22 protein-coding genes are annotated in these 23812 nt (G+C 31.1%); 11 read left to right on the top strand and 11 right to left on the bottom strand.

Annotated features, from left to right (window positions below):
- Window positions 1–631: 631 nt before the first annotated feature.
- The 7 genes from FLACHUCJ7_RS15835 (at window position 632) to FLACHUCJ7_RS15805 (ending at window position 8370) form a co-directional block, all read left to right on the top strand.
- On the top strand, window positions 632–1078 hold the full coding sequence (locus tag FLACHUCJ7_RS15835; RefSeq protein ID WP_078226778.1) for a GNAT family N-acetyltransferase: 447 nt from the start codon (window positions 632–634) through the stop codon (window positions 1076–1078).
- Window positions 1079–1891: 813 nt separating this feature from the next.
- Complete coding sequence (locus FLACHUCJ7_RS15830) at window positions 1892–3352, top strand: lipopolysaccharide biosynthesis protein (RefSeq protein ID WP_180909560.1); 1461 nt, start codon at window positions 1892–1894, stop codon at window positions 3350–3352.
- Window positions 3353–3378: 26 nt separating this feature from the next.
- Window positions 3379–3813, top strand: a complete 435-nt coding sequence (gene dut, locus FLACHUCJ7_RS15825; RefSeq protein ID WP_078226780.1) for a dUTP diphosphatase — start codon at window positions 3379–3381, stop codon at window positions 3811–3813.
- A 77-nt stretch (window positions 3814–3890) separates the two neighbouring features.
- A complete protein-coding gene (locus tag FLACHUCJ7_RS15820; RefSeq protein ID WP_078226781.1) occupies window positions 3891–4907 on the top strand; it encodes a sugar phosphate nucleotidyltransferase in 1017 nt (338 codons plus the stop codon).
- A gap of 31 nt (window positions 4908–4938) precedes the next feature.
- Complete coding sequence (locus FLACHUCJ7_RS15815) at window positions 4939–6288, top strand: tetratricopeptide repeat protein (protein WP_180909559.1); 1350 nt, start codon at window positions 4939–4941, stop codon at window positions 6286–6288.
- Between the two features lie 7 nt (window positions 6289–6295).
- Window positions 6296–7072 (top strand): DUF4292 domain-containing protein, encoded by a 777-nt coding sequence (locus FLACHUCJ7_RS15810; protein ID WP_031453885.1) that lies wholly within the window; start codon window positions 6296–6298, stop codon window positions 7070–7072.
- Between the two features lie 23 nt (window positions 7073–7095).
- A complete protein-coding gene (locus FLACHUCJ7_RS15805) occupies window positions 7096–8370 on the top strand; it encodes a murein hydrolase activator EnvC family protein (RefSeq protein WP_031453886.1) in 1275 nt (424 codons plus the stop codon).
- An 82-nt stretch (window positions 8371–8452) separates the two neighbouring features.
- Here FLACHUCJ7_RS15805 and FLACHUCJ7_RS15800 read toward each other — a convergent pair whose 3' ends face one another.
- Genes FLACHUCJ7_RS15800 through FLACHUCJ7_RS15790 form a run of 3 tightly spaced genes read right to left on the bottom strand, consistent with a single transcriptional unit; the run spans window position 8453 to window position 11807 of the window.
- Entirely contained in the window at window positions 8453–9397 is a 945-nt protein-coding gene (locus FLACHUCJ7_RS15800; RefSeq protein ID WP_031453887.1) for a transglutaminase family protein, read from the bottom strand.
- 4 nt (window positions 9398–9401) lie between these two features.
- Window positions 9402–10343 carry an alpha-E domain-containing protein gene (locus FLACHUCJ7_RS15795; protein ID WP_180909558.1) on the bottom strand — a complete coding sequence of 314 codons (942 nt, stop codon included), beginning with the start codon at window positions 10341–10343 and terminating at the stop codon, window positions 9402–9404.
- A 27-nt stretch (window positions 10344–10370) separates the two neighbouring features.
- Window positions 10371–11807, bottom strand: a complete 1437-nt coding sequence (locus FLACHUCJ7_RS15790; protein ID WP_078226786.1) for a circularly permuted type 2 ATP-grasp protein — start codon at window positions 11805–11807, stop codon at window positions 10371–10373.
- A 364-nt stretch (window positions 11808–12171) separates the two neighbouring features.
- On the opposite strand from FLACHUCJ7_RS15790, the gene rbfA reads away from it, so the two are divergent.
- Together rbfA and FLACHUCJ7_RS15780 are read left to right on the top strand one after the other, a co-directional pair.
- Window positions 12172–12564, top strand: a complete 393-nt coding sequence (gene rbfA / locus FLACHUCJ7_RS15785; RefSeq protein WP_031453891.1) for a 30S ribosome-binding factor RbfA — start codon at window positions 12172–12174, stop codon at window positions 12562–12564.
- 1 nt (window position 12565) lies between these two features.
- Window positions 12566–13765: an ABC transporter permease gene (locus FLACHUCJ7_RS15780; protein WP_180909557.1), complete on the top strand. Its 1200-nt coding sequence runs from the start codon at window positions 12566–12568 to the stop codon at window positions 13763–13765.
- Between the two features lie 7 nt (window positions 13766–13772).
- Here the strand turns inward: FLACHUCJ7_RS15780 and FLACHUCJ7_RS15775 are convergent, their stop codons facing one another.
- The 7 genes from FLACHUCJ7_RS15775 to FLACHUCJ7_RS15745 all read right to left on the bottom strand — a co-directional run bounded on the left by FLACHUCJ7_RS15775 (window position 13773) and on the right by FLACHUCJ7_RS15745 (window position 21029).
- Window positions 13773–15302 (bottom strand): transglutaminase domain-containing protein, encoded by a 1530-nt coding sequence (locus FLACHUCJ7_RS15775; protein ID WP_180909556.1) that lies wholly within the window; start codon window positions 15300–15302, stop codon window positions 13773–13775.
- A gap of 71 nt (window positions 15303–15373) precedes the next feature.
- Entirely contained in the window at window positions 15374–15859 is a 486-nt protein-coding gene (locus FLACHUCJ7_RS15770) for a hypothetical protein (RefSeq protein WP_180909555.1), read from the bottom strand.
- A 120-nt stretch (window positions 15860–15979) separates the two neighbouring features.
- The gene (locus FLACHUCJ7_RS15765; protein WP_180909554.1) at window positions 15980–16681 is read right to left on the bottom strand and encodes a hypothetical protein; all 702 of its coding nucleotides are present in this window, start codon (window positions 16679–16681) and stop codon (window positions 15980–15982) included.
- Between the two features lie 9 nt (window positions 16682–16690).
- Window positions 16691–17113: a hypothetical protein gene (locus FLACHUCJ7_RS15760; protein WP_180909553.1), complete on the bottom strand. Its 423-nt coding sequence runs from the start codon at window positions 17111–17113 to the stop codon at window positions 16691–16693.
- Window positions 17114–17408: 295 nt separating this feature from the next.
- Window positions 17409–17843: a BTB/POZ domain-containing protein gene (locus FLACHUCJ7_RS15755; RefSeq protein WP_180909552.1), complete on the bottom strand. Its 435-nt coding sequence runs from the start codon at window positions 17841–17843 to the stop codon at window positions 17409–17411.
- Window positions 17844–19271, bottom strand: a complete 1428-nt coding sequence (locus FLACHUCJ7_RS15750; RefSeq protein WP_180909551.1) for a hypothetical protein — start codon at window positions 19269–19271, stop codon at window positions 17844–17846.
- A gap of 18 nt (window positions 19272–19289) precedes the next feature.
- On the bottom strand, window positions 19290–21029 hold the full coding sequence (locus FLACHUCJ7_RS15745; RefSeq protein WP_180909550.1) for an O-antigen ligase family protein: 1740 nt from the start codon (window positions 21027–21029) through the stop codon (window positions 19290–19292).
- Between the two features lie 114 nt (window positions 21030–21143).
- Between FLACHUCJ7_RS15745 and FLACHUCJ7_RS15740 the strand changes: the two genes are divergently transcribed.
- Window positions 21144–21458: a helix-turn-helix domain-containing protein gene (locus FLACHUCJ7_RS15740; RefSeq protein WP_180909549.1), complete on the top strand. Its 315-nt coding sequence runs from the start codon at window positions 21144–21146 to the stop codon at window positions 21456–21458.
- 158 nt (window positions 21459–21616) lie between these two features.
- A complete protein-coding gene (locus tag FLACHUCJ7_RS15735) occupies window positions 21617–23044 on the top strand; it encodes an MATE family efflux transporter (protein WP_180909548.1) in 1428 nt (475 codons plus the stop codon).
- Window positions 23045–23078: 34 nt separating this feature from the next.
- On the opposite strand, the gene FLACHUCJ7_RS15730 is transcribed toward FLACHUCJ7_RS15735, so the two are convergent.
- A complete protein-coding gene (locus FLACHUCJ7_RS15730; RefSeq protein ID WP_110307771.1) occupies window positions 23079–23741 on the bottom strand; it encodes an NYN domain-containing protein in 663 nt (220 codons plus the stop codon).
- Window positions 23742–23812 lie beyond the last annotated feature (71 nt).

The following is a 23812-nucleotide window of genomic DNA, read 5'->3' as shown; positions in this document are numbered from 1 at the left end:
GCTTTAAATCCCAGTGCTCCGTTTTTTTAAGGGTTACAAATCAGCTGTACTCAATCCCTTGCTTTGTTTTTGTGGGAACAAACTAGCTTTATAAGATCCCAATGCTCCGTTTTTTTAAGGGTTACTAATCAGCTGTACTCAATCCCTATGCTTTGTTTTTGTGGGAACAATATAGCTTTAAATCCCAATGCTCCGTTTTTTAAGGGTTACAAATCAGCTGTACTCAATCCCTATGCTTTGTTTTTTGTGGGAACAATATTAGCTTTAAATCCCAATGCTCTGTTTTTTAAGGGTTACAAATCAGCTACGCTCAATCCCTATGCTTTGATTTTTTATGGGAGCCAATTAGCTTTATATACCCCAAAGCTCTGTTTTTTTAAAGGGTCACATATCAGCTGTATTACTCCCTGTGTTTATTACAATTTTTTAATAAAAAACATTTGCTTTTTATTATTACAAATATTTAATTATATTCTTAATATCACAATACCCACATTTAGTGATTTTTAACTTTATTTTTTAAAACGCTGCATTTAATTACCTAAACCATTATTTGTTACATTTATAGCTAATTAAGGATGATAATGAAAAGATTAGAAAACGTATTATTGAACATCATATCACATTTACAATGAATTTAGAAATAAAAGAACTTACAACAATCAAAGAAATGTTAGTTCAAATCGAAACAATCAAATTTCTTTATCCAAAACTTTCATTAGAAAAATATGAAACATTTTTATCAGAAATGATAGCACATAATTATATTCAGATTGCCGTTTTTGAAAATAATGTTTGTCTTGGAATTACAGGTTGTTGGTCAGGAACGAAATTATGGACAGGTAAATATCTTGAAATAGATAATTTTGTGGTGCATCCCGAATTTAGATCTAAAGGAATAGGAAAGCTGTTAACGGATTATATTGAAAAAAAAGCAATTGACTTAGGTTGTAGCAGTATTGTTTTGGACGCTTTTACAGGTAATTTCCCGGCACATCGCTTTTATTACAACCAAGGTTTTGCACCAAGAGGATTTCATTTTGTAAAGATATTGGACGAAAAAAAACTCACCCAATAGTAAACTTGCTATATTTTTTAAACTATTTGAGATATGTTAATCAGAAATTGAAATTATTATGATGATGTAATAAAAGCAAAAAGAGCCAGCATTTAACAGCTGGCTCTTTTAATATATTTAAAATTTTATTTTTTCTAATATTACTTATAAAATGGTGATTCTCAATTTCCCCAAAAAAGTGAGAATCACTACCATTTTATAAAATTACTGGACAGATTATTATCTGCAATTGCTTTGTCTTTTATGGGAACAAACTAGCTTTATTAGTCCCAATGCTCTGTTTTTTAAGGGTTACATTTCAGCAGAATCAATCCCTTGCTTTGTCTTTTATGGGAACAAACAAGCTTTATTAGTCCCAGTGCTTTCTTTTTTATAAGGGTTGTATTTAGCTTTACTCAATCCCTGTTTAGCAAATTTAAGAACAGAGTGTAAAAAAAGGGTTACATAATTTTTAGTTATTTTTTATATATTTCACATGTTAAGAGATTTTTTCAAAAAAACTACAAGAAAATTAAAGAATAATAAATCAGGAATGACTTATTTCTTGATATTAATACAATTGACAAATCAGATTTTATTAAAAGTAGTTAGTTTTCAATTTGATATATAATTTTTTGGATTCGTTGCAGGAAATTTTACCGGACAACATCTAATAGAATTGTAAATGTTCTACTAATTTTAATTTTGTTTTAATAATATAAAAAAAATTAAAGTAATAAATTAGTATAAAAGTGTTTTTATTGAACCTTTAAAACCATTAATAAACCAAAGAATTGGTTATTTTTGTTTTTGCAAACCTTATTATTTTTTATTTTGGGATTATATAAAAATCTATTCAAACAAACAGCTATTTATGGATTAGCTACAGTATTGCCCCGTATGCTAAGCTTTCTATTAGTTAGGTTATATACTGGTATTTTACCAACTGCTGAATATGGTGAAGTTTCGATTGTATTATCCTGGATGGTTTTCTTTAACGTAATACTTTCTTACGGAATGGAAACCGCTTTTTTCAGATTTTACAGTGCTGAGGATGATAAAAAAAATGTAATTGCAACAGCAACAATATCAATATTTTGGACTTCAATTGGTTTTTTGTTTGCAGCTTTAATCTTTAGAAATACTTTGGCCAATTTAGCTGAAGTTGATACACAATTTGTTACCTATTCTGTTTGGATATTAGTATTGGATGCTTTGGTTATAGTGCCCTTTTCTAAACTTAGAGCTAATCAGAGACCAATGATTTATGCTGCTATTAAAATTGGAAACGTTATCATAAACCTTCTACTAAATGTATTTTTCTTACTGTATTTACCAAAACTTGCAACTGAAAATCCAAATTCTGTCTGGGATAATTTATATGTTGAAAATTTTCAAATAGCTTATATATTTATCGCAAATCTTTTGGCGAGTTTGGCAACATTTATTGTGCTTTCGCCGAATTATCTTTCACTTGGAAGAAGATTTGATCCAGTACTTTGGAAAAAAATGATGCAATATGGTTTGCCAATTTTGGTTGCCGGAATTGCATTTGCCGTTAACGAACATTTTGATAAAATTTTACTGGGTTATTTATTACCAGAAAATTTAGCAAAGTCAGAAGTAGGTGCCTATTCTGCCTGTTATAAATTAGGATTGTTTATGGTTTTGTTTGCTACAGCTTTCAGACTCGGTATAGAACCGTTCTTTTTTAGTCATGCAAAAAATGAAAACGCACCTCAAACCTATGCTGTAATCACGAAATATTTTGTGATTTTAGGATCTCTTATTTTATTAGGCGTAATCGTTTTTGCTGATCTTTTAAAACTTCTTCTGCTTGATAATAAATCCTATTGGGAAGCTATGAAAGTAGTTCCGTTAATTATTCTGGCAAATTTTTTCTTAGGAATTTACAACAATTTATCTGTTTGGTATAAGTTAACAGATAAGACGAAAATAGGAGCTTACATTTCTATTGTTGGAGCAGTTATAACATTACTTTTAAATTATTTTTTAATTCCAAAATATAGTTATTACGGATCAGCGATTGCAACAATTTCAGCTTATGGAAGTATGATGCTGATTTCTTATGTTTTAGGAAATAAATACTATCCAATACCGTATGATATGAATAAAATTGGAGCATATTTAGGAATTTCAATTTTGTTTTCAGCGATTTCTTTTTATGGGTTCGATGGAAATTATTTTGTTGGAATTCCGTTATTACTTTGCTTCATGTATTTTGTTTATCATAACGAAAAAGAGACTATCAAAGCAATTATGAATAGAAAGTAATTTACTTTTTAATTTTTTAGACTAAAATGAACATACAAATTATCAATAAATCACAGCACGATTTACCTAATTACGAAACAATTGCTTCGGCAGGAATGGATTTACGTGCTAATTTAACAGAATCAATAACGCTAAAACCATTAGCAAGAGTAATAGTTAAAACAGGACTTTTTATTGAATTGCCAATAGGTTACGAAGCACAAGTTCGTCCCAGAAGTGGTTTGGCTGCAAAAAAAGGTGTTACCGTTTTAAATTCTCCAGGCACTGTTGATGCAGATTACAGAGGAGAAATAGGGGTAATTTTAGTAAATTTATCTAATGAAGATTTTGTAATCGAAAACGGTGAGCGAATTGCACAATTGATTATAGCCAAACACGAAAGAGCTGAATGGATTGAAGTTCAGGAATTATCTGAGACTTCAAGAGGTGAAGGCGGGTTTGGAAGCACAGGAGTAAAATAGAAATTTAATAATTTAAAGTTTTGATAATTTAAGGATTCAACGGCCTTTTTTTCAATCTTTAATCTCAATAAAAAAATATGAAAATAATCGTTCCAATGGCGGGTCGCGGGTCAAGGCTTCGTCCACATACTTTAACTGTTCCAAAACCATTAATTCCAGTTGCAGGAAAATCAATCGTACACCGTTTGGTCGAAGATATTGCTAAAATTTTAAAAGAACCAATCGAAGAAGTTGCCTTCATATTAGGTGATGAAGCTTTTTTTGGACAGGATTTAGTTGAAAGCCTGGAAGAGCTGGCAGGAAGTTTAGGCGCCAAAGCATCTATTTATCGTCAGGATTTACCTTTAGGAACTGGACACGCAATTATGTGTGCTAAAGATTCTTTGTCAGGACCGGCAGTAATTGCATATGCAGACACTTTAATCAGAGCCGATTTTGAATTGGATCCGGCTGCTGATGCTGTAATTTGGGTAAAACAAGTAGATCAGCCAGAAGCATTTGGCGTTGTAAAATTAAACGCTAATAATGAAATTATTGAATTGGTAGAAAAACCAAAAGACTTCGTAAGTGATTTAGCAGTTATAGGAATTTATTATTTTAAAGAAGTTGGCGATTTGAAAAAAGAACTTCAGGGGGTTTTGGATAATAATATTCAAAATGGTGGAGAATATCAAATCAATGACGGTATTAAGGCAATGATGGCTAACGGAAAAATTTTTAAAACCGGAAGCGTTGACGAGTGGATGGATTGCGGAAACAAAGACGTAACAGTCGAAACCAATACCAGAATGTTAGGGTTTTTGCATAATGATGGAGAACATTTAGTTGATTATGATGTAACTTTAGAAAACTCAACCATTATTCCGCCTTGTTATATTGGAGAAAACGTAGTCTTGAAAAATGCAACAGTGGGGCCAAATGTATCATTAGGAAAAGGAACACGTGTTGAAAACAGTACAATCAAAAATAGTTTGATTCAGACAAATTCTCATATAAAAAATGCTGATTTGAATAATGCAATGATTGGAAACCATGTTAGTTATGATGGTAAGTTTACCAGTATCAGTATTGGTGATTATTCTGTTTTAGAATAAGATAGTAATTTTTAATGAAATTATGTAAAGGATGAAAAGAAGGGTTGTAGTATTTTTATTTATCGTTTTTCTTGGCAGTTCGGCTTTGGTTTCAGCACAGACTGAACCGGAAGATATTGCTATGGCTACAGATGAATACCAGGACTCTTTTTATGAATCATTAAAACAGAAAGGAATTGAAAATTATGACAAAGCAATTGTTTCGTTAGAAAAATGCATTAAACTAAAACCCAATGATGCGGTTGCTTATTTTGAATTAGGTAAAAATTATTTAAAGCTAAAGGATTACCAAGCGGCTCAAAATTCGTTTGAAAAAGCGACACAATTAGATCCAAAAAACAAATGGTACTGGTTGGGGATTTATGATGTAAGTTATGAAACCAAAAATTATTCTTTAGCAATTGAAACGATTCAGAAAATTATTCCTTTTGACGAAGAATATAAAGATGATCTGATTTCGTTGTACATGATTACTAATCAATTTGACAAAGCGCTTTTGACGATTAATGAAATGAACGATAAGTTCGGAAAATCTGAAGATCGCGAAAGATATAAATTGCAGATTTTATCTCAAGGAAAACATCAGAATGTTGAAATTGATAATTTAATCAATCAGATTAAACAAAATCCCAAAAAAGAATCTAATTATGTAAATCTGATTATTTTATATTCACAATCAGAAGAAACGGATAAAGCTTTGGAAGTTGCAAAACAATTGGCTAAGGAAGTCCCATCATCAGATTGGGCGCAGGTAAGTTTGTTTAAAGGATATATTGATAAAAATGAGGGAGACAGCGCAATAAAATCAATGAATTTTATTTTATCCAATCCAAAAATTGACTCGAAAATCAAGCACAGAACGCTGAATGAGTTTTTGATTTATGTGAATAAAAATCCTCAGTATGCTTCAGATTTAGAAAAAGCTATCGGTTATTTTGACAATGATCCAAATGTAGATGTTGCTAAAGAAATTGGAAAATTTTATCACAACAAAGGTCAATATGAGAATGCTATTAAATATTATGAGAAAAATTTAAGCGCCCGCTCAGATACAGATCGTGAAACTAATTTGCTTTTGCTTGAAGTATATACCCTCGCTAAACAATTTGAACCAATGACCAAAAGAGCGATGACCATGATTGAGGTATATCCAAGTCAGCCGCAATTTTATTATTATGCGGGATTAGGAAATAATCAATTGAAGCAATTTAAGAATGCAAAAACCGTTTTAGAAATGGGACTTGATTATGTAGTAGATGATAAAAAGATGGAAGCAAATTTTAATATTCAGTTAGGAGAGGCGTACAATGGATTGGGAGATGCTAAGAAAAAAGAGGAATACTTTTTGAAAGCAAATGAGTTATTAAAACAAAAAAAGTAAAATTTAGATGAAAAAATATATAGTAATAATGTTGGCAGCAATCTTTATGATTTCCTGTAAAACAAAATCGGCTGCTGTACAAAATAATAATACCGAAACGCCAACTAAAATTGATAATAAATCAATAGAGAAGCATTACGAGAACAAATTAGATTTTTCTACTTTATATATCAAGGCAAGTGCAAAATATGTTGATGAAAAGCAAAGCCAAAATGTTACTGCCGAAATTAAAATCAAGAACAATGAACAAATTTTAGTAAGTGTTCGTTTTCTGGGGATTACTATGGCAAAAGCATTGATTACACCTACTGCCGTAAGTTATTATGAGAAAATAAATGGTACTTATTATGAAGGTGATTTTACAAGTTTAAGCAAATGGCTTGGCACAGAACTGGATTATACTAAAGTGCAAAATTTATTAGTTGGAGAAGCTTTAGACGATTTAAGAAAAGGAAAATATACGCAAACCATTGTAGAAAACCTTATTCGTTTAGAAGATGAAAAAGCAACGAACCTGAAAAAGAACTTCTTTTTGGAGCCGGAAAAATATCTGCTGCAAAAAGAACAGATTTCGCAAGCTTCAGAAAATATGATGTTAGAAATTAAATATTCTGATAATAAGGTTTTTAATCAGGGGACGCTTCCAACCAGTATTGAAATTAATGCTATTCAGCCAAAAGGTAAAACAGATATTAATTTAAATTATAATAGTATTTCGTTTAATGAAGAACTTTCTTTTCCATATAGTGTTCCAAGTGGCTATAAAAAAATTATAATTAAGTAAATTTGCAAAAAGATATCAGAAAGATGCCAAAATTTCTCCTAAGCCTAATTTTTATATGCGCCACAACTTTTGTGTGGGCACAGGATTCGCAACAAGAAAAACTTGAAGAGCGAAAAGCTCAGATTCAGCAGGAAATCCGAGATAATGAAAAAATGCTCCAGTCTGTAAAGAAAAAAGAAAAATCAGCGGTTAATGTTTTTTTGATTCAGCAAAACAAAATCAAACTGAAAGAGAAGTTGATCAATACTACAGCGAAACAAGAAAGACTTTTAAGCAATGATATGTATATTAATCAATTGAAAGTAAATAAGCTTAAAAGAGAATTGGCCGTATTAAAAGAAGATTATTCTAAAATGATTCTTAAATCATACAAAAGCCGTTCTGAACAAAGCAGGGCTATGTTTATTTTATCTTCGGAGAGTTTTTTACAGGCATATAAAAGAGCACAATATTTAAAACAATACACCAATTTCAGAAAAAACCAAGGGTTAGAAATTCAATCTAAAACAGCAGAATTAGTTGATTACAATGCGAAACTGAATGGTCAACGACAGGTAAAGAAAAAGATAATTGCTGAGAATCAGAAAGAAAAACAAAGCTTAGAAGTTGAAAAGAAAGAACAACAAAAGCTAGTTAATTCGATTAAAAAAGACAAGAGTAAAATTATTGCTGATACTAAAGCAAAGCAGAAAGAATCTAAAGCAATTGATGCAAAAATTAAGCAGTTGATTCGTGCAGCTATTGCTGAAGCAAATAGAAAAGCGGAAGAAGAAAGAAGAAAGCGAATAGCAGAAGGTAAAGCCACTGAAAGCAGCGAACCAGCTCCAGCTAAAAGTTACTCATCTGATAGAATTGCATTAACACCAGAAGGCAAAATTTTAGCAGCTGACTTTAAGGCAAACAGAGGAAAATTACCATGGCCGGTAGAAAAAGGATTTATATCTCTTGGTTACGGAGATCAGCCGCATCCACTGTATTCGTCATTGACTGTTCATAATTCCGGTGTAGAGATTACTACTGAACAAGGAGCAACAGCGCGTGCCGTATTTGAAGGAGTAGTGTCAAAAGTTATAGCATTATCTCCTGTAAACAGAGCTGTTTTTATTCAGCATGGAGATTATTTCACCGTTTATCAAAACCTAAGTTCAGTATCTGTTGAACAAGGTGATAAAGTAAAAGTTAAACAAAGTATTGGAAAAGTAAGAACAAGTGGTGACACAGGAAAAACAATCATTAAGTTTTTGATTCTTCAAAACACATCAAATAATAACCCTGAAGGATGGTTACAAAACAGATAAAAAAAAGGAGCTTCATCGAGCTCCTTTTTTTATCTGTTTTGTTAATTAAGATTTTGCTATTGAAATTTGTAACTTGATATTGTCATTGCTGTTGCTGTAATTGATCCATGTAATTTAATTGCTCCTGCACCCTTGATGAAACTTCCTGTAATTGTACATCATTTATTTCTTCAAAATGCCGCCCGTCTTCATATCCAATAGAAACACATACAGACAGCGTTTGTCTGGCCAGACCTTTAAAAGTTCCTTTTATGGGTGTGCAATCGCTAAAATTTCTCCCTACCGAAAGACGAACATGATTGTCCATTGTCCAGATATTATTAGTTGGATCTAAACCCAGCCAACCCTGAGTTTTGGTATAAATTTCTACCCATGCATGCGTAGCGCCCTCACCTCGAAGCCCACTTTCATTAGGACAAATATAACCACTCACATATCGTGACGGAATACCGGCTGTACGTAAAAGATGCAATAGCACATGGGCAAAATCCTGACAAACCCCTTTTTTAAGCATTAAAATTTCATCAACAGTAGTTTCAATATTGGTAATTCCTTTGGTATAGATAAAATGTTCAAAAACATACGTATTGCACTGTTGAGCAATTTCAATTATAGATTTATTTTCTATACCTATTTTTTCTAATATGCTTTCAATTTCTGTTTGTTTTTCAATTTTATCGATGTAGCAAAGGCGTAATAATAAAATACTTTTTTCTTTTTCAGCCTGAATATCTTTCACGGAAGTGGAATCCATTTCGGGAATTTTAAGGGAATGATTTACCCGGACCAGCATTCGGGATTCAATGGTCATTTCGGTATGAGTGTCTAACACATTAAAATTGCCAACACGGTTTCCATAATAATCCTGAGAGATATCAACGTTAGGTGCATGAGTAATTAAAAGCTGATATTGCAATACTTCCTGGTTTTCAAAATGATGAGGAAACAAACGTATTTCGTTAATACTTTCTTTTATAGGATAATTATATTGGTATTTTGTAAGGTGAACTATTTTAAAAAGCGCCATATTATTAAGTGTAAGAAAAGAATAATTTTGAAAAATCGGTCGAAAACTGAATTAACTGGTTTTTGGTATTTCGCAAAACATCCTCTAATTCCTGATTGGTCAGGTGTTGATAATCTGTAAATTCAATATAACTTTTCAACCGTCCAAACTGGTTCATCAATGTTCGCGCTTCACTTAAATTCGTGTCTTTAAACAAACAATCCAAGTAAGTATTAATGAAATCCAGGGTGTAGATTACAGAGTGTGCAAAATCCATATTAAAAATTACCTGGTGTATCACTTTTCGATTATGAGAAATATTACTGTAACTTTTCAGATATAATTCGTATCCCGAAAGTGACAACAGTAATCTTCGCCAATACATCAGATCTTCTTCGCCCTCTAGATTGTAATTGATTGGAGCAAAGTAAGCCTGAGTCATCGATATAGTTTGCAGGCATCTTTCGATATGTTTGCCAATACTCGAAAAACACCAGCCTAAACCACGTGGCATAGTTACCTGAAGGATTCCGTTGTAGAGCAATAAGTCCTTATTCAGTTTTGTGATTACGCTTAAGGCATCAGAGGTTTCGAGTTTTTTGGGTAAATCAGGAGAGTTCATAAAATGATACATCGAATTAATGTGCTCCCACAATTCTTTGGTAATTTTATCCTGAGAACCTCTGGCATTTTCTCGTGCTTTAATGACTAAGTTTTTTACCGAATTGTCATTCTGGTTATCACAAATTATATATTTCAAAACATGAGGTGTGTCATATTGTATGGAGTGAATTTTAGCCTTTGACAAACTCGTGTAATATTCTAAGAGCGGTTTGTAGCCCTGAAAATCGTTAATTTCTTTATCGAAAGATAAAATATAGGAAGTGTTTAAGGTAAGTAACATTCCGTCTGTTCTTTCCATGTACCGGTTAAGCCAAAACATTCCATCAGCAACTCTACTAAGCATATCTTTAATTTTTTTTGAATGTTTATATTATTTAATAATCCAGGTGTCCTTGCTTCCGCCACCCTGAGAGGAGTTTACAACCAAAGAACCTTCAGTAAGTGCTACACGCGTTAGACCGCCCGGAACAATCTGAATTCCTTTTGGACCGCATAAGGCATATGGCCTTAAATCGACATGGCGTAATTTAAGCTGTCCGTCAATCAGACACGGAACCGTGCTGAGCTGAATAATAGGCTGTGCAATAAAATTTCGGGGATTGCTGGTGATCGCAATTTTAGCTTCGTCCATTTCTTCCTGAGTTGCTTTGTTTCCCATGATCATTCCATAACCGCCACTTTGGTTGGTTTCTTTTATAACCATACTTTCCATGTTGGCAAAAACATGCTCGCGTTCGTCTAAATTTTCCATACGATATGTTGGAACATTTTTCAAAATTGGTTCTTCGTTCATATAATATTTAATCATATCCGGAACATAAGCGTAGACAGCTTTATCATCTGCGACTCCGTTTCCTACGGCATTAACCAAGGCTACATTTCCCTGACGATAAGCGCTGATTAATCCCGGAACACCAAGTGCGCTGTCTGGTTTAAAAACCAAAGGATCCAGATATTCATCATCCAGACGTCTGTAAATGACATCAACTTGCTGTAAGCCCGAAGTGGTTTTCATGTACACTTTACTATTGTTAACTACCAAGTCCCGACCTTCAACAAGCGGAATCCCCATTTGGCGTGCCAGATAACTATGTTCATAATAGGCAGAATTATAAACTCCGGGAGTCAGCAAAACGACATTTGGATTCGAAACATTTCGAGGTGAAAGTGAAACAAGAATACTGTGAAAAATCATCGGATAATTGCTTACCATACTCACATGATTCGACGAAAGCATATCCGGAAAAATTCGTTTTGTAATTTCACGGTTTTCGAGCATATAACTTACCCCACTTGGACATCGTAAATTATCTTCCAATACATAAAATTCGCCTTTTGCTCCTCTGATCAAATCGATTCCGGCAATGTGCACATGGATATTATGAGGTACTTTTATACCCTGAACTTCCTGAATATAATGTGGACATGAAGCAATTAATCCGGCCGGAATAACTCCGTCCTTTATAATGTTTTGCTCATTATAAATATCTTCCAAAAATAAATTTAAGGCCAATAAACGTTGTTTGATTCCTGATTCTATTTCTAACCAGTCTTCTTGTGTGATGATTCTGGGAATAATATCAAAAGGGAATATTCTTTCTATTCCATTTTCATCATCACTATAGACCGTAAAAGTAATTCCCTGATTCATGAATAAATCAGAAGCCTGTTTTTGCTTACTTGTCAGCGTTTTATGATTCAAACCTTGTAAAGTTTGAAAAACCTGACGATAAGAATCCCGAACGCCTTTATTAGAAAACATTTCATCCCAACCTTTATGATTTAAACTAGGTGCTAATTTCGCCATACTTGAATTATTAAATAAATGCCATTTTAAGTAATTTAATAAAAATTATTCATTTTTTTAATCCAAAATACAACTTTTTAATATGATTAGTTTTCTTTTTTATGTGAATTTTATAATTTATGTCAGATTCGTTTTTTGAGGTTTTAATTTTGAAAATTTTCTTTTTTAAGGCTTTGTTTTTTTGAGATTTGATATTCTCTAAAAAACATTTCGGATGATTTTCATGTCTTTTAACAGAAATAAAAGATTTTAATTTTAGAATCAAATAGTAGAATTTGATCAAAGCAGCATTAATCGTATAAAAATCATTTGAATGTTGAATATGAAATTATACGATTGAAATTAAAAATAGTATTTTTGTAGTATGGAAACAAACAGACAGAAAAAAATAGGCGGTGTCATCCAAAAAGATTTGGTTGATATTTTGCAAGGTGAAGTGAGAAAAAACGGAATTAATAATTTAGTAATTTCGGTATCCAAAGTAAGTGTTACAACAGATTTATCTGTGGCGACTGTGTATTTAAGTATTTTTCCACAAGAGAAAGCACAAGAAACTTTAGAAGGAATAAAATCAAATTCAACTTTAATAAAACACGATTTATCTCAGCGTGTGCGTTTGCAATTGCGACGTGTACCAAATCTGGTATTCTTTATCGACGACTCTTTAGACTATATTGAGAAAATTGACAATGCTTTAGCCAACAGAGAAAATCCAATTGAAAACCGTGATCTTTTAGAAAAAAGAAGAAAATCTTAAATTGAATTTCCCTCTCTACATAGCCAAACGTTATCTTTTTAGCATCAGTAAAAATAACGCTATCAATATCATCAATTTAATTGCCAGTCTCGGAATTATTGTTGGTACCATGGCTTTGTTTGTGGTTTTATCCGTTTTTAGCGGATTGAAAGTTTTCAGTCTTTCATTCACGAATGAAATTGATCCTGACTTAAAAATGACCAGCACCTACGGAAAGTCATTTTTGATTACGCCTGCTCAGGAAAATCAAATTAAAAAAATAGAAGGAGTTGCTTCATACACCAAAATTATCGAAGAACGCGTTTTGTTTTTATTTAAAGACAAACAGCAGGTTACTTATTTAAAAGGTGTTGACAGCCTTTATCCTGTGGTTAACAATATCAAAAAAAAACTTTTTAATGGTCAATGGCTAAAGCCGGACAGTTATCAGGTTGTAATTGGATATGGAATTTCACAGGATTTTTCTATGGGGATTCTGGACTTTGAAAATCCGTTGCAGGTATTTGCGCCAAAACCAGGAAAAGGAGCAATCGAAAATCCCGAAGAAGCTTTCAATAAAACAGATGTACTGCCTGTCGGAATTTATTCCATTAGTGAAGAACTGGATTCTAAATATATTTTTGCAGATTTAGGCTTGACTCAGGAATTATTAATGTATAAACCGAATCAGATTTCCGGCATCGAATTCAAATTGAAATCAAATGCTGATGAGAAAGCAATACGCTCTCAACTCCAGACCATTTTCAAAAATAAAATTACGCTAAAAAACAGAGCCCAGCTTAATGAGTCCTTATACAAAATGCTCAACACAGAAAATATTGTTGTATACCTGATTTTTACGCTGGTCATAATTGTAGCACTTTTTAATTTGGTAGGGGCTTTAATTATGATGATTTTAGAAAAGAAAGGAAACTTAAAAACCCTTTTTAATTTAGGTACCGAAATTAATCATCTTCGAAAAATATTTTTGCTTCAGGGAACTTTGTTAAGTGTTTTTGGAGGGATAATTGGTCTTTTTTTAGGTATGATTTTAGTACTGCTGCAGCAGCAATATGAACTAATTATGATTACGCCAACCTTGGCATATCCGGTGGTCTTCTCATTCGAAAACATACTTATCGTGATGGCAACCATCATTACGCTTGGTTTTGTAGCATCCTTAATTGCCAGCAGCCGTGTCAGTAAAAAATTACTGAATTAATTATATTCTAATACCAATCAACACTGCCATCATCTTTTAATATAAAGACTTTTTGTGTTTTACTGAAATCATCTACAAGCAAATAAAGTGTGTTTGTTTTGATGCTTACTTCTGAAAAACTTTGCCACTCATCCTTTTTTCCATCTTTTTCAGCAACTTTTCGACAAATTTTCTGCTGATTATCAAAATCTAATATCTCGGTATTGTTGCTTGCCTTTTTTAATTCTTTATTTTGATATTCATTTAAAGAAACCTGCTTTTTTAATTCTTTTGAACTGCAATATTTAATCTCACCAAACTTATTGACTATGAAAGGCTCATTCACTTGTTCAGTTGTAAAAAAACGATACTTTGTAAGACAATATAAATTATCTTTTGATATATTGTTAAATGTAGCATTCGTTTGATTCGGATTATAAAAATAGTCAACAGGTTTCCACCATCCTTTATGCCAAATGCAAAGATATAACGGTTCTTGAAATTTCTTTTCTAATTGAATTGTCACATTTGTCGTTTCAAAATATTCAGATGTAACATCAAGCATATTATTTTCAAAAAAATCGGGATGAATTACAGATTTGTCATTTTTTACAGAAGCATCTGCTAAAAGTGCATATTGTTTTCGAGCTACTTTGGGTGCATTTTTATAAGGTAAATTGAAGAATCCCGGACCATTATTGGACAAGGCATCAAACTGATAATTTTTATTTGTTTTTATATCTTTCACGAAACACCATTCATGTCCAACATCATTCGAGGCTCTTTTATACTTGATACTATCAAAGCCGCTTGGAATTCCGAGTGCTCGTAATGCTAAAACAACAAGATTACACATATCATTGCATTTGCCTTCTTTGTCTTTTATTAACTCAGAATAAGATCTGACTTTCTTTTCCTTAAAATAACGTCTTTCTCCGAATTTGAATCGTTTCTGGTATATTTTATCTACATAGTTTGTGGCAGCCAGAACTGTTGAAAAGTTGTAAATCGAGTCTATTTGTTCTTTCGAAAAATTATTTAAAACAGAATCTCTCCAAAATTCTAATTTTTCGAGATCTACTCTATACGGTAAAATGTATTCATAAAAATCAGCATCGGATATCCCTTTACAAAAAGGACTTTTTTGTTTTACTTCAAATGCCCTGTCTATATTATTGATTAGGAATTGAGCACTAATATGTTTTAAATCCGGTAAGAAATTTTCATACTCGTGAAGTTTTCCTCTGAAGGATGTAACGGAGTCTAACCATTTTTTCTCTTCGTTTTCATTTTTAAAATTGGAAATATTAAAACCTACAGAAATTCCTTTATCATCTACCAAATCATTGATGTAGGTGCCTTTTTTATCCATGTTTGCAATTAAAAAATAAGCGGCTTTCAATTTTTCGTTATCACTTTGCTTCTTGTAATGTTTGATAACAGTTTCTAGTTCTTGTACATTATTTCCAGCCTTATTTAAAGAATTCTTTATTTGAGCAAAAGAATGATCGTAGCTTCTTACTATAAAAAGAAGCAGAATTAAATGATGTAATTTCATATTTAATATAAAATGACATAGACTGTTTTTAATAAAAAAGCAATCTATGTCGAATAATATAATTTTGAATTTTATTTTTTCCAATCGGTTTCTCCGGCTATTTTTTCAACAGAAGTAATTTGATTAGCGTAATACAATGCTTCATCAAAAAAGCCATCAGATTTTTTAACACCATTAAATGCAAGTGTTATTTGTTCTTCATATTTATCGAAACCATTTAATTTATTTTTTAGTTTTAAATATTCTGTTTCGTCAGTATATACATTTATTATTTTCCCAGCATTTGTTTTTAATTTAAAATGAGGTTTGTTTAATAGATTATTTTCTAACAAAAATTTGTAGTGATTGGTTAATTTATTTTCTTCTTCTGATAAAGAGGCGTTGGGGTTATCAATGTAGTGATTGATTTGTTTTAATTGTTCATCAGACAATTTATCAAATAGATTTTGAACATCTATTAATTTAATATAGATATTCCCTTGAATAGTTTCATTTTGACATATTCCTTTAAAAGAGAATAGTGTTAAGAGGATGAATGTTAAAAAAATACGTTTCATAGTTTTTGAATTAAGTTAGATGAAACTTTGAATTGAATTTGAGACGATAATTATTGTTAATAGGTAAAATTCTATAATTTTAAAAGTGCCAAACCTAAAATTTGGCACTCATTTTATTAATTATTTTAATTCATCCAGTTTATATTTAATATCTCCAATTATATTAATAGAGTCATTGTAAGAAGAATATTTTTGAAAGAACGCTCCAGCGATGGTTACTTCCTCTCCATCGGACTTATATGGAACATCTAAAAGTTTCACTTTATATAAATCAAAAATGTATGGCAGAAATTTCGCTTCATTGTATTTCTCAATAATTAATTGATAAACTCTTTCGAATAATGACTTATACTTTCCAACTGGAGAAGTAACTATATTTTCAATAGCCCAGATTTTTCTATTACCAAAAATTGGATGAGAAATTTCTTTAGAATGGATATTTTCTAAAATTTCGATAGTAAAATAATTTCCTATTAAGCTTTTATAAAAATGTAATTCTGTTCTACTCTCCAAAGTTTTTTCTAAGGTAATAACTCCTGAAAAGTTAGGAACTAAACCTGCTGTTGTACCACGTATATCCTGAAAATTTAATTTTAATTTCAGTTCATTTATAAATCCTTCGTCCCATTCTTTCTTATAATAATCATCGTCTAGAATGTTTTTTTCAATAATTGCATTTAATTCTTTAATACCAGAATAATCAAAATAATCTTTGTTTTCCCTTGTTATCCCTATGGGATAATACTTTTTTATACAATGGGAAACTTTAGGATATTCTGGCAAAAGATTATCGAAATCGATTTTTAGATTTTTTTCAAACATAATCATATATTATTGGCAATAAACAGCATTTGAATATGGAACACCATTACAGCCTCCTGTATTAATAGATACTCCTGAACCAAAACCTGAAACATAATTTAAATTATTAGTTAAAAATTCTTTTATAAGGCCCTTAAGAACTGTTGGAGTTGGATTAACAATTCCAGTAGTGTTATTTAAATAAGTCATTACTTCATTCATTGTACTAGTCCAGGCAGCATTAAACTTAGCTGAAGATTGTGCAATTGGGAAATTATATTTTGGAATGGTAACGCAAACTACTCCTAATTCTGCGATAACTCTATCGCCACTTGGGCTATTAGCAGTAAACCCTAAACCAGCTATGTTTACTACATATCCATTGCCAATAGTTTTGAATTTATATGTTCCACATAATTTGTTTTTGTTAATAAATGTGCAATTACCATCCACATCTTTACCATAATCCTCTGGATTCTGTTGAAGTTTTGATTGGATATATTTTATTATTATTATCTTTTTGTATAGAACAAGAAAATAATAAGGCAGATAAAAAGATATAAATTTTTTTATTCATGATATTAATAACAAGGTGTTGAAATTTGATATTGTGCTTAATAGGAAATCTATAATCTTTTTATGAATGATTAACGAATAAAAGCACCAAACCTAAGTTTGGACTTTCATCTTCTTTATATCTTAAGTATTATATTTAAAAAATTCTTCAAGTTTTATTTTATAATAATTTTTAATCAATAGAGTAAATCCACTCAACTTCATATTTAATAATTTTTTCTGAGGATACTTTTTCTATTATAAAAACTTTAGAGTTATAATGATTTAATGGAGCAGGAATTTTTAAGTTATTTTCTTTGGTTCTCTTTAAATGCTCCTTATATTCATCTTTAATTAATTGATCGATTGTTATTATTTTGATTTTTTTTAATGAAGAAAATGAGCAAGTATCTGTTTTGTGATAGTTTTTAATGTATTTAAATCTTTGATTTTTAATATTAAAAAAAATTATATTTCTATCTTGAATGATTTTATCGCCATTATTTAAAAATACATATCTAACTATTTTGGGATATTTATTCCCTTTTTTTTCGAGTGTATAATAGTCTTTGTTTTGTGAAAAAACAAAATTTGAAACCATTATCATTAATAAAAGTATTTTTCTCATTTAATTACAATTTGAAGTTCCATTGTGAAATATGTTTGTTAAATTTGATAATATTCTTTGTTGCTCAACAGTACTCAAATTATCCCATGCGACAGAGTTTACATTCCCTTCTAGTGTTCTCAAACCAGCCCAAGCTAAATCTTCGTAGACTTGTCTAGAAAAAGTACTATTATCAAATTCTTGGGCTATATCTGCAATAGTAGAACGATAATGCTGAGCCATTAAATCATGATTCCATGTTGGATGATATCTGTCATAATAATAATCATATAAGCCAGGAAAATTATTCCTTAAAGAGTTAACAAAATTAATGTTTTCTTGAGTTGTATGTTGGTTTGTATTTAAGTCACCTTTTTGCGCAGCAGATAAGAGCTTTCTAAAAATTTCAGCATGAACTATTTCATGTGCAATAGCAATTGCTCCACCAATATCAGAAATATTGGTCAATTGCGTATTACTCATTTCTATAATTATATTAAAATTGTTAGGAGGATTTGTGACACCATAGGTTCCAGTTGGTAAATTTTCATTATTAATAAACGTTAAATGACTGACAGGAAACTCACCATCAAATTTTTTAATAGCATTAGTAAAACTTGAGCTAGTTGTGTTTAGAAGTTGAAATAGGCAATCTGCTTTTCCATTAAGATAATTAAAAATTTGTTCATCACCACCAGAACCCGGATCCTCTGGATCAGGATTTGGATCAGGATTTGGATTTTCCGGATTAGGGTCATCAGGGACCTCAAAGCAATAAGAATTATAATAGGTGGTACAAACAGTATATGAACCTCCTCCACCACCGCAATCTGACCAGGACTCTCCACTGTCTCCGCAATCTCCACCACCACCTCCTACAGTGATACATGATTCATAAGGAATATCATAACATATTGTTCGCGATGTCATTGCTTTTAATTGTTCTGCGGAAATGGCCTTACGCATAACTCCGGGATTTCCGTTTTTCTTCCCTAATATTGTTCTGTCATACGCTTTAAAATAACCAACCCAAATATTAGAATCCCAAAAAGGAAGTTTTACATTTTTGTTAAATACATCACTGCGAACAGTCATATCATATTGTATTTTTCCTTTAGCATCCCTATACAAAGCAAAAAAGCCAATTATATTTTCCTTATCAATACTTAAAAAAGGCACTAAGATTCTTTTCTTATCTTCGATGACTAAAAATTCAGCATTTTTCCATAAGACTTCATTTTTTAATAATCGTCTTTCTAATGATGCTCTGTGTGTACTGGTTTTTAATTCCTGAATCACTCCTTTCAACACAGTATTATCCCCATCATATACCCAAACCTTTTCAGGAATGTAGTTGACATTGGTTTCTTGTGTTTCAATTTTTTCGCTGACACAAGATACGGTTAAAAATAAAAGGAATGCAATCGCATAATAAAAATGTTTTTTCATAGATTATTGGTTTAAATATTAGTAAATAGAATGGATTAAATATTTTTTTGCTTTTAGCTTTATAAGAAAAACTTCTTTGCTTTTAATTTTTATAGGCGTTTTTAAAATTTCATTAGCATAAAATCTGGCATTTTTTAGATTACCGTTTCGGATATAGAATTCTAATAATTTTTCCTGGGGTTTAAATAAATGAGGCTGTATAAAATGTAATTTCAAAAGATTGCTTTCTACACTTTTATAATTTTGCTTTTTTTCATAAAGATTTGCTGTCTTACTATAAAGTATCGGCAGATTATTTATTTTTTTTGCTTTTTCATATAAAAATAAGGCAGTATCAATATCTGTATCTTCAAGAAAATTGCCATAACGCAATAAAAAGTTTCCATCATTATTTAATCTATTTTCTGCATATTCATAAAGAGTTTTACTGGAATCAGGATTAGTATATTCTAGTTCGCTTGCACTCTTCGAGGCATGAAATCCTTTGTATTGAAAATTAATTAGGAGAATTAATGATGCGGCCATTAAACAAAATACTGCTTTTTTGAAGTTTTCATTTACCTTAATTTGAAGATCTAAAGGATTGTAATTTCTTACAGCAATTTGATTCAATAAAATTAATTTGAAAGGAAAAAATTGTAGTGGAAATGAAAAGAAGGCAAAAACAATAAATGATAAATAAACAGCAAGTGATGCTAAGGTAAAGTCTTCTTTATGATCAATGAGTAGTGACTGTTTAGATTTAAATATCCATATACCTGCAATAACAATTATAATAATTCCTAATAATCCGTTTTCAAGAATGAATTTTAAAAATTCGTTGAATGCCTGTGAATTTGCTCCGGCCAGTAGAATTTCTTTTGTAGTACCACCTTTAGAAAAATAATCAGCCTGCGAATTAATATATTCAACATTAAAAAAATTATAACCAACACCAGTTAATGGATTTTTTAGAAATGAAAGAAAGGAAATTTTCCAAATCAGTAATCGTCCATAAACAGAATCAGTTCCTTTACTGTAAAAAATGAATAAAAGAAGAGGTATTGAAGAAAACAAAAAGTATTTAAAATATTTCCATTTTTTGAAAGTAAAATAACTTATTATAGTAACAATTGTGACAACTGCAGCTAACATTGCAGCTCTGGAAGCACTAAGTATAAGTACAAAAACCATTAAAAAAACGGCAAGTAAATAAAGTATTAATCTTAAAGGCTTTTTAAGAATGACTTTTTGTGATAATTGACAACATGCCAGTGATAAAATTATAGCGATGAAGCCACCCAATGGTCCCGGATTGGGGAAATTACCAGTTACTTGCCAATAATAATTTGTTCGTTCGATAATACCATTATATTGAATTATGCAATAAATACTAAGCAGCACCCCAATAAAAACGACATAATCATAATATACATTAATTGCGTCATATTTTAAATGAATTTTTTTTAATGATATATAATAAATAATGAGCGCAAACGTGCTTATGACATGAATTTCATTTATTGACTTTAAACACAAACTTCTTGAAATCGATAAATATAAAAGAACAAGTAATACAGCAAAATCAGTCTTGCCAAGTTGTAATGGTTCTTTTGAGAAAGTGAATAAGGTTGCGGAAAATATTATTAAAAGAAATAGCTGATAATAAACATATTCACGACCAATCCAAAAATCAGAATTATGATTTAATACAAGACTTATAATAAGAATTATAGCTAATAATGTCGTTTTAAAGAAATTTTTATTTATAGCTACCATCTTATTTTTAAAGTAATTTTTTTCTTTCAAAAAAAAAGAATTAATTTCAAGTTTTTAAATGTGATAATAACATTTATTATGTGATTAAGACATGAATTAGTAAATTATTTAGAAATGCAGTTACACCAAAAAGTTAGGTTTATTAGGGAAATCAAAAAGTTTTCTCAGGATTATCTTGCTAATGAATTGGGTTTAAATCAGTCTCAATACAGTAGGAGAGAAAAGGGAGAAATACCATTTATACCTAACGAGATACAAAAGCTTTCTGTATTATTAGAAACATCAATATCTGATTTATTTGGTGATAAAATTGCTGTAAGTGATACTGTTTTAATTCATGAAAAACTTATAGCACAATATGAATTAAGGATTAAGGAAAAAGATCAACTTATTGAAATATTGAAAAGTCAAATAAATATTTCTTCCTGAAAAATACTTATATTTACCACCTTAAAAATCTACAGCATATGATTGTTTCTGCCTAATCCTAATTTTATTTTTAGAATAATTTAGGATACTTACGCTTTTACTTTTTTCAGTTCAGATTAATACATCTGAACCAATTTTATCATTTATCCTAAAATATCATGACAGAAACAGTTATAAAGAAAAATCTATTTTCTAAAATTTTTACCACATTAAAACAAGCGCTGAAAGGAGAAGAATCATTTGATTATACATCCGGAAGCATCAAAAAAGCAGTAATTCTGTTAGCCATTCCAATGGTTTTGGAAATGATGATGGAATCTGTTTTTGCATTGGTCGATTTGTATTTCGTAGGGCATTTGGAACACAGTAGTTTTGCGATTCAGACTGTTGGTTTAACCGAATCAGTTTTGACAATTATATATTCTCTTGCCATTGGAATGAGCATGGCAGCGACAGCAGTTGTGGCCAGACGAATTGGAGAGAAAGATCCGGTCGCTGCAGCAAAAGCCGGAATGCAGGCTATTATTATTGCTTTTGCCGTTAATAGTGTATTGAGCATTTTCGGAATTATGTATGCGAAAGACATTCTAGTACTTATGGGATCGTCATTAGAATCTGCAGAACACGGTTTCAGGTTTACCCAAATCATGATTGGTTCCAGTTTATGCATTATGCTTTTGTTTTTAATAAACGGAATATTTCGCGGTGCAGGAAATGCAGCAATAGCTATGAAAAGTCTTTGGATTGCTAATATCTGCAATATTATTTTATGCCCGATTTTAATTAACGGTTTAGGACCGGTTCCGGCTTTTGGATTAATTGGTGCAGCTTTGGCGACTACCATCGGAAGAAGTATTGGAGTAGTATATCAATTATATCATTTATTTTCAGGGAACGGAATTTTAAAAATCAAAATTTCATACTTCGCTCCGGATTTTACACAAATAAAAGCTTTGGTAAAAATTGCAGCTCCGGGAATTTTACAATTTGTAATCGCATCCTGCAGCTGGATTTTCCTGGCAAAATTGGTAGCTACAACCGGAGGAGATCATGGGTCGGCAGGTTATCAGACCGCACTTCGGATTATGATGTTTTTTATCCTTCCTGCCTGGGGATTAAGTAATGCGGCGGCAACTTTAGTCGGACAGAATTTAGGAGCCAAACAAATCGAACGTGCTGAAAAATCGGTTTTTACAACAGCAAAATACAACGTGATTTTCATGGCTTCGATTATGATTATTACATTAGTTTTTGGCAACTATATTATCTCTTTTTTTACGAATGATGAAATGGTCAAAACAATTGCTGCTGAAGCATTGCGTACAATGAGCATCGGATTTATTTTTTACGGAATCGGGATGGTTTTGATCAATACGTTCAATGGGGCAGGAGATACCTGGACACCAACCGGAATTAACTTTTTCGGGTTTTGGATGTTCCAGATTCCACTGGCTTATGTACTGGCAAAACATTTTAATATGGGGCCGACAGGCGTTTTTATTGCAATTCCGGTTGCTGAAACAGCTATAACTTTAGCAGGAATCTTTTTCTATAAAAGAGGAAAGTGGAAAAGTATTGAGGTATAAATTATGCTAATATTAGAAATATAATTAAAAACAACTATTTTTTCCAATCACTTGGTCTTGTGTAAGTTTTCGTTTCATTTTTTACTTCGAATTGCATTTTTGCATTTTTAAATTTATCTTCATGATTCTCAAGATAAACAACTGTTTTAAATAATGATTTTAATTCATTCGACTTTCTATCAGGGGGGAAATATAATTTTGTTTTAATGTGTGGAAACTTTTGATTTATAAATTTGATAGTAGACACTTGATCACTATCCGCAGTAATTAAAACTATAATATCGACGTCATTATTTATACAATCACCGATCATGTGTAATGCTATATTTACATCAGTACATTTTTCTTCAGGGACCTTAAAGTTTTCTTTACAGGTTGCTTGGCAATCTATGAATTTATCAGCATAATGACCATTAACAACTTCAAAAATAGAACCGTTAGTAATTTTATTAGCTCCAAATAAAGCACTTTGTTTGCTTTTCTTTAATTTATTTATGGGTGGTGCGGTAAAATATTTTACTTTGTGTAAAATTTGATTGTCATGTGCAAAAACAAACTGTGTACAAAGTTTGACAAAATCAATCCAAAAATAGTTTTTCCAATCAGGATGTGATCCCGTATAAGATTTAAATCCGTGATAAAAGTTAAACCCATCAAAGTAAAAGACTACTTTTTTATTTTTAATTTCTTCTGACATAGATATAAAAAAAAAGCTCCCAGTAGGAGCAGGTTCATAATACTGAGATTATGAGGTGGCGTTAATTATAA

The organism is Flavobacterium salmonis (assembly GCF_903819435.1).
GTDB classification, from domain to species: Bacteria; Bacteroidota; Bacteroidia; order Flavobacteriales; family Flavobacteriaceae; genus Flavobacterium; species Flavobacterium chungangense.
This window is presented reverse-complemented; position numbering and strand designations above follow the sequence as displayed.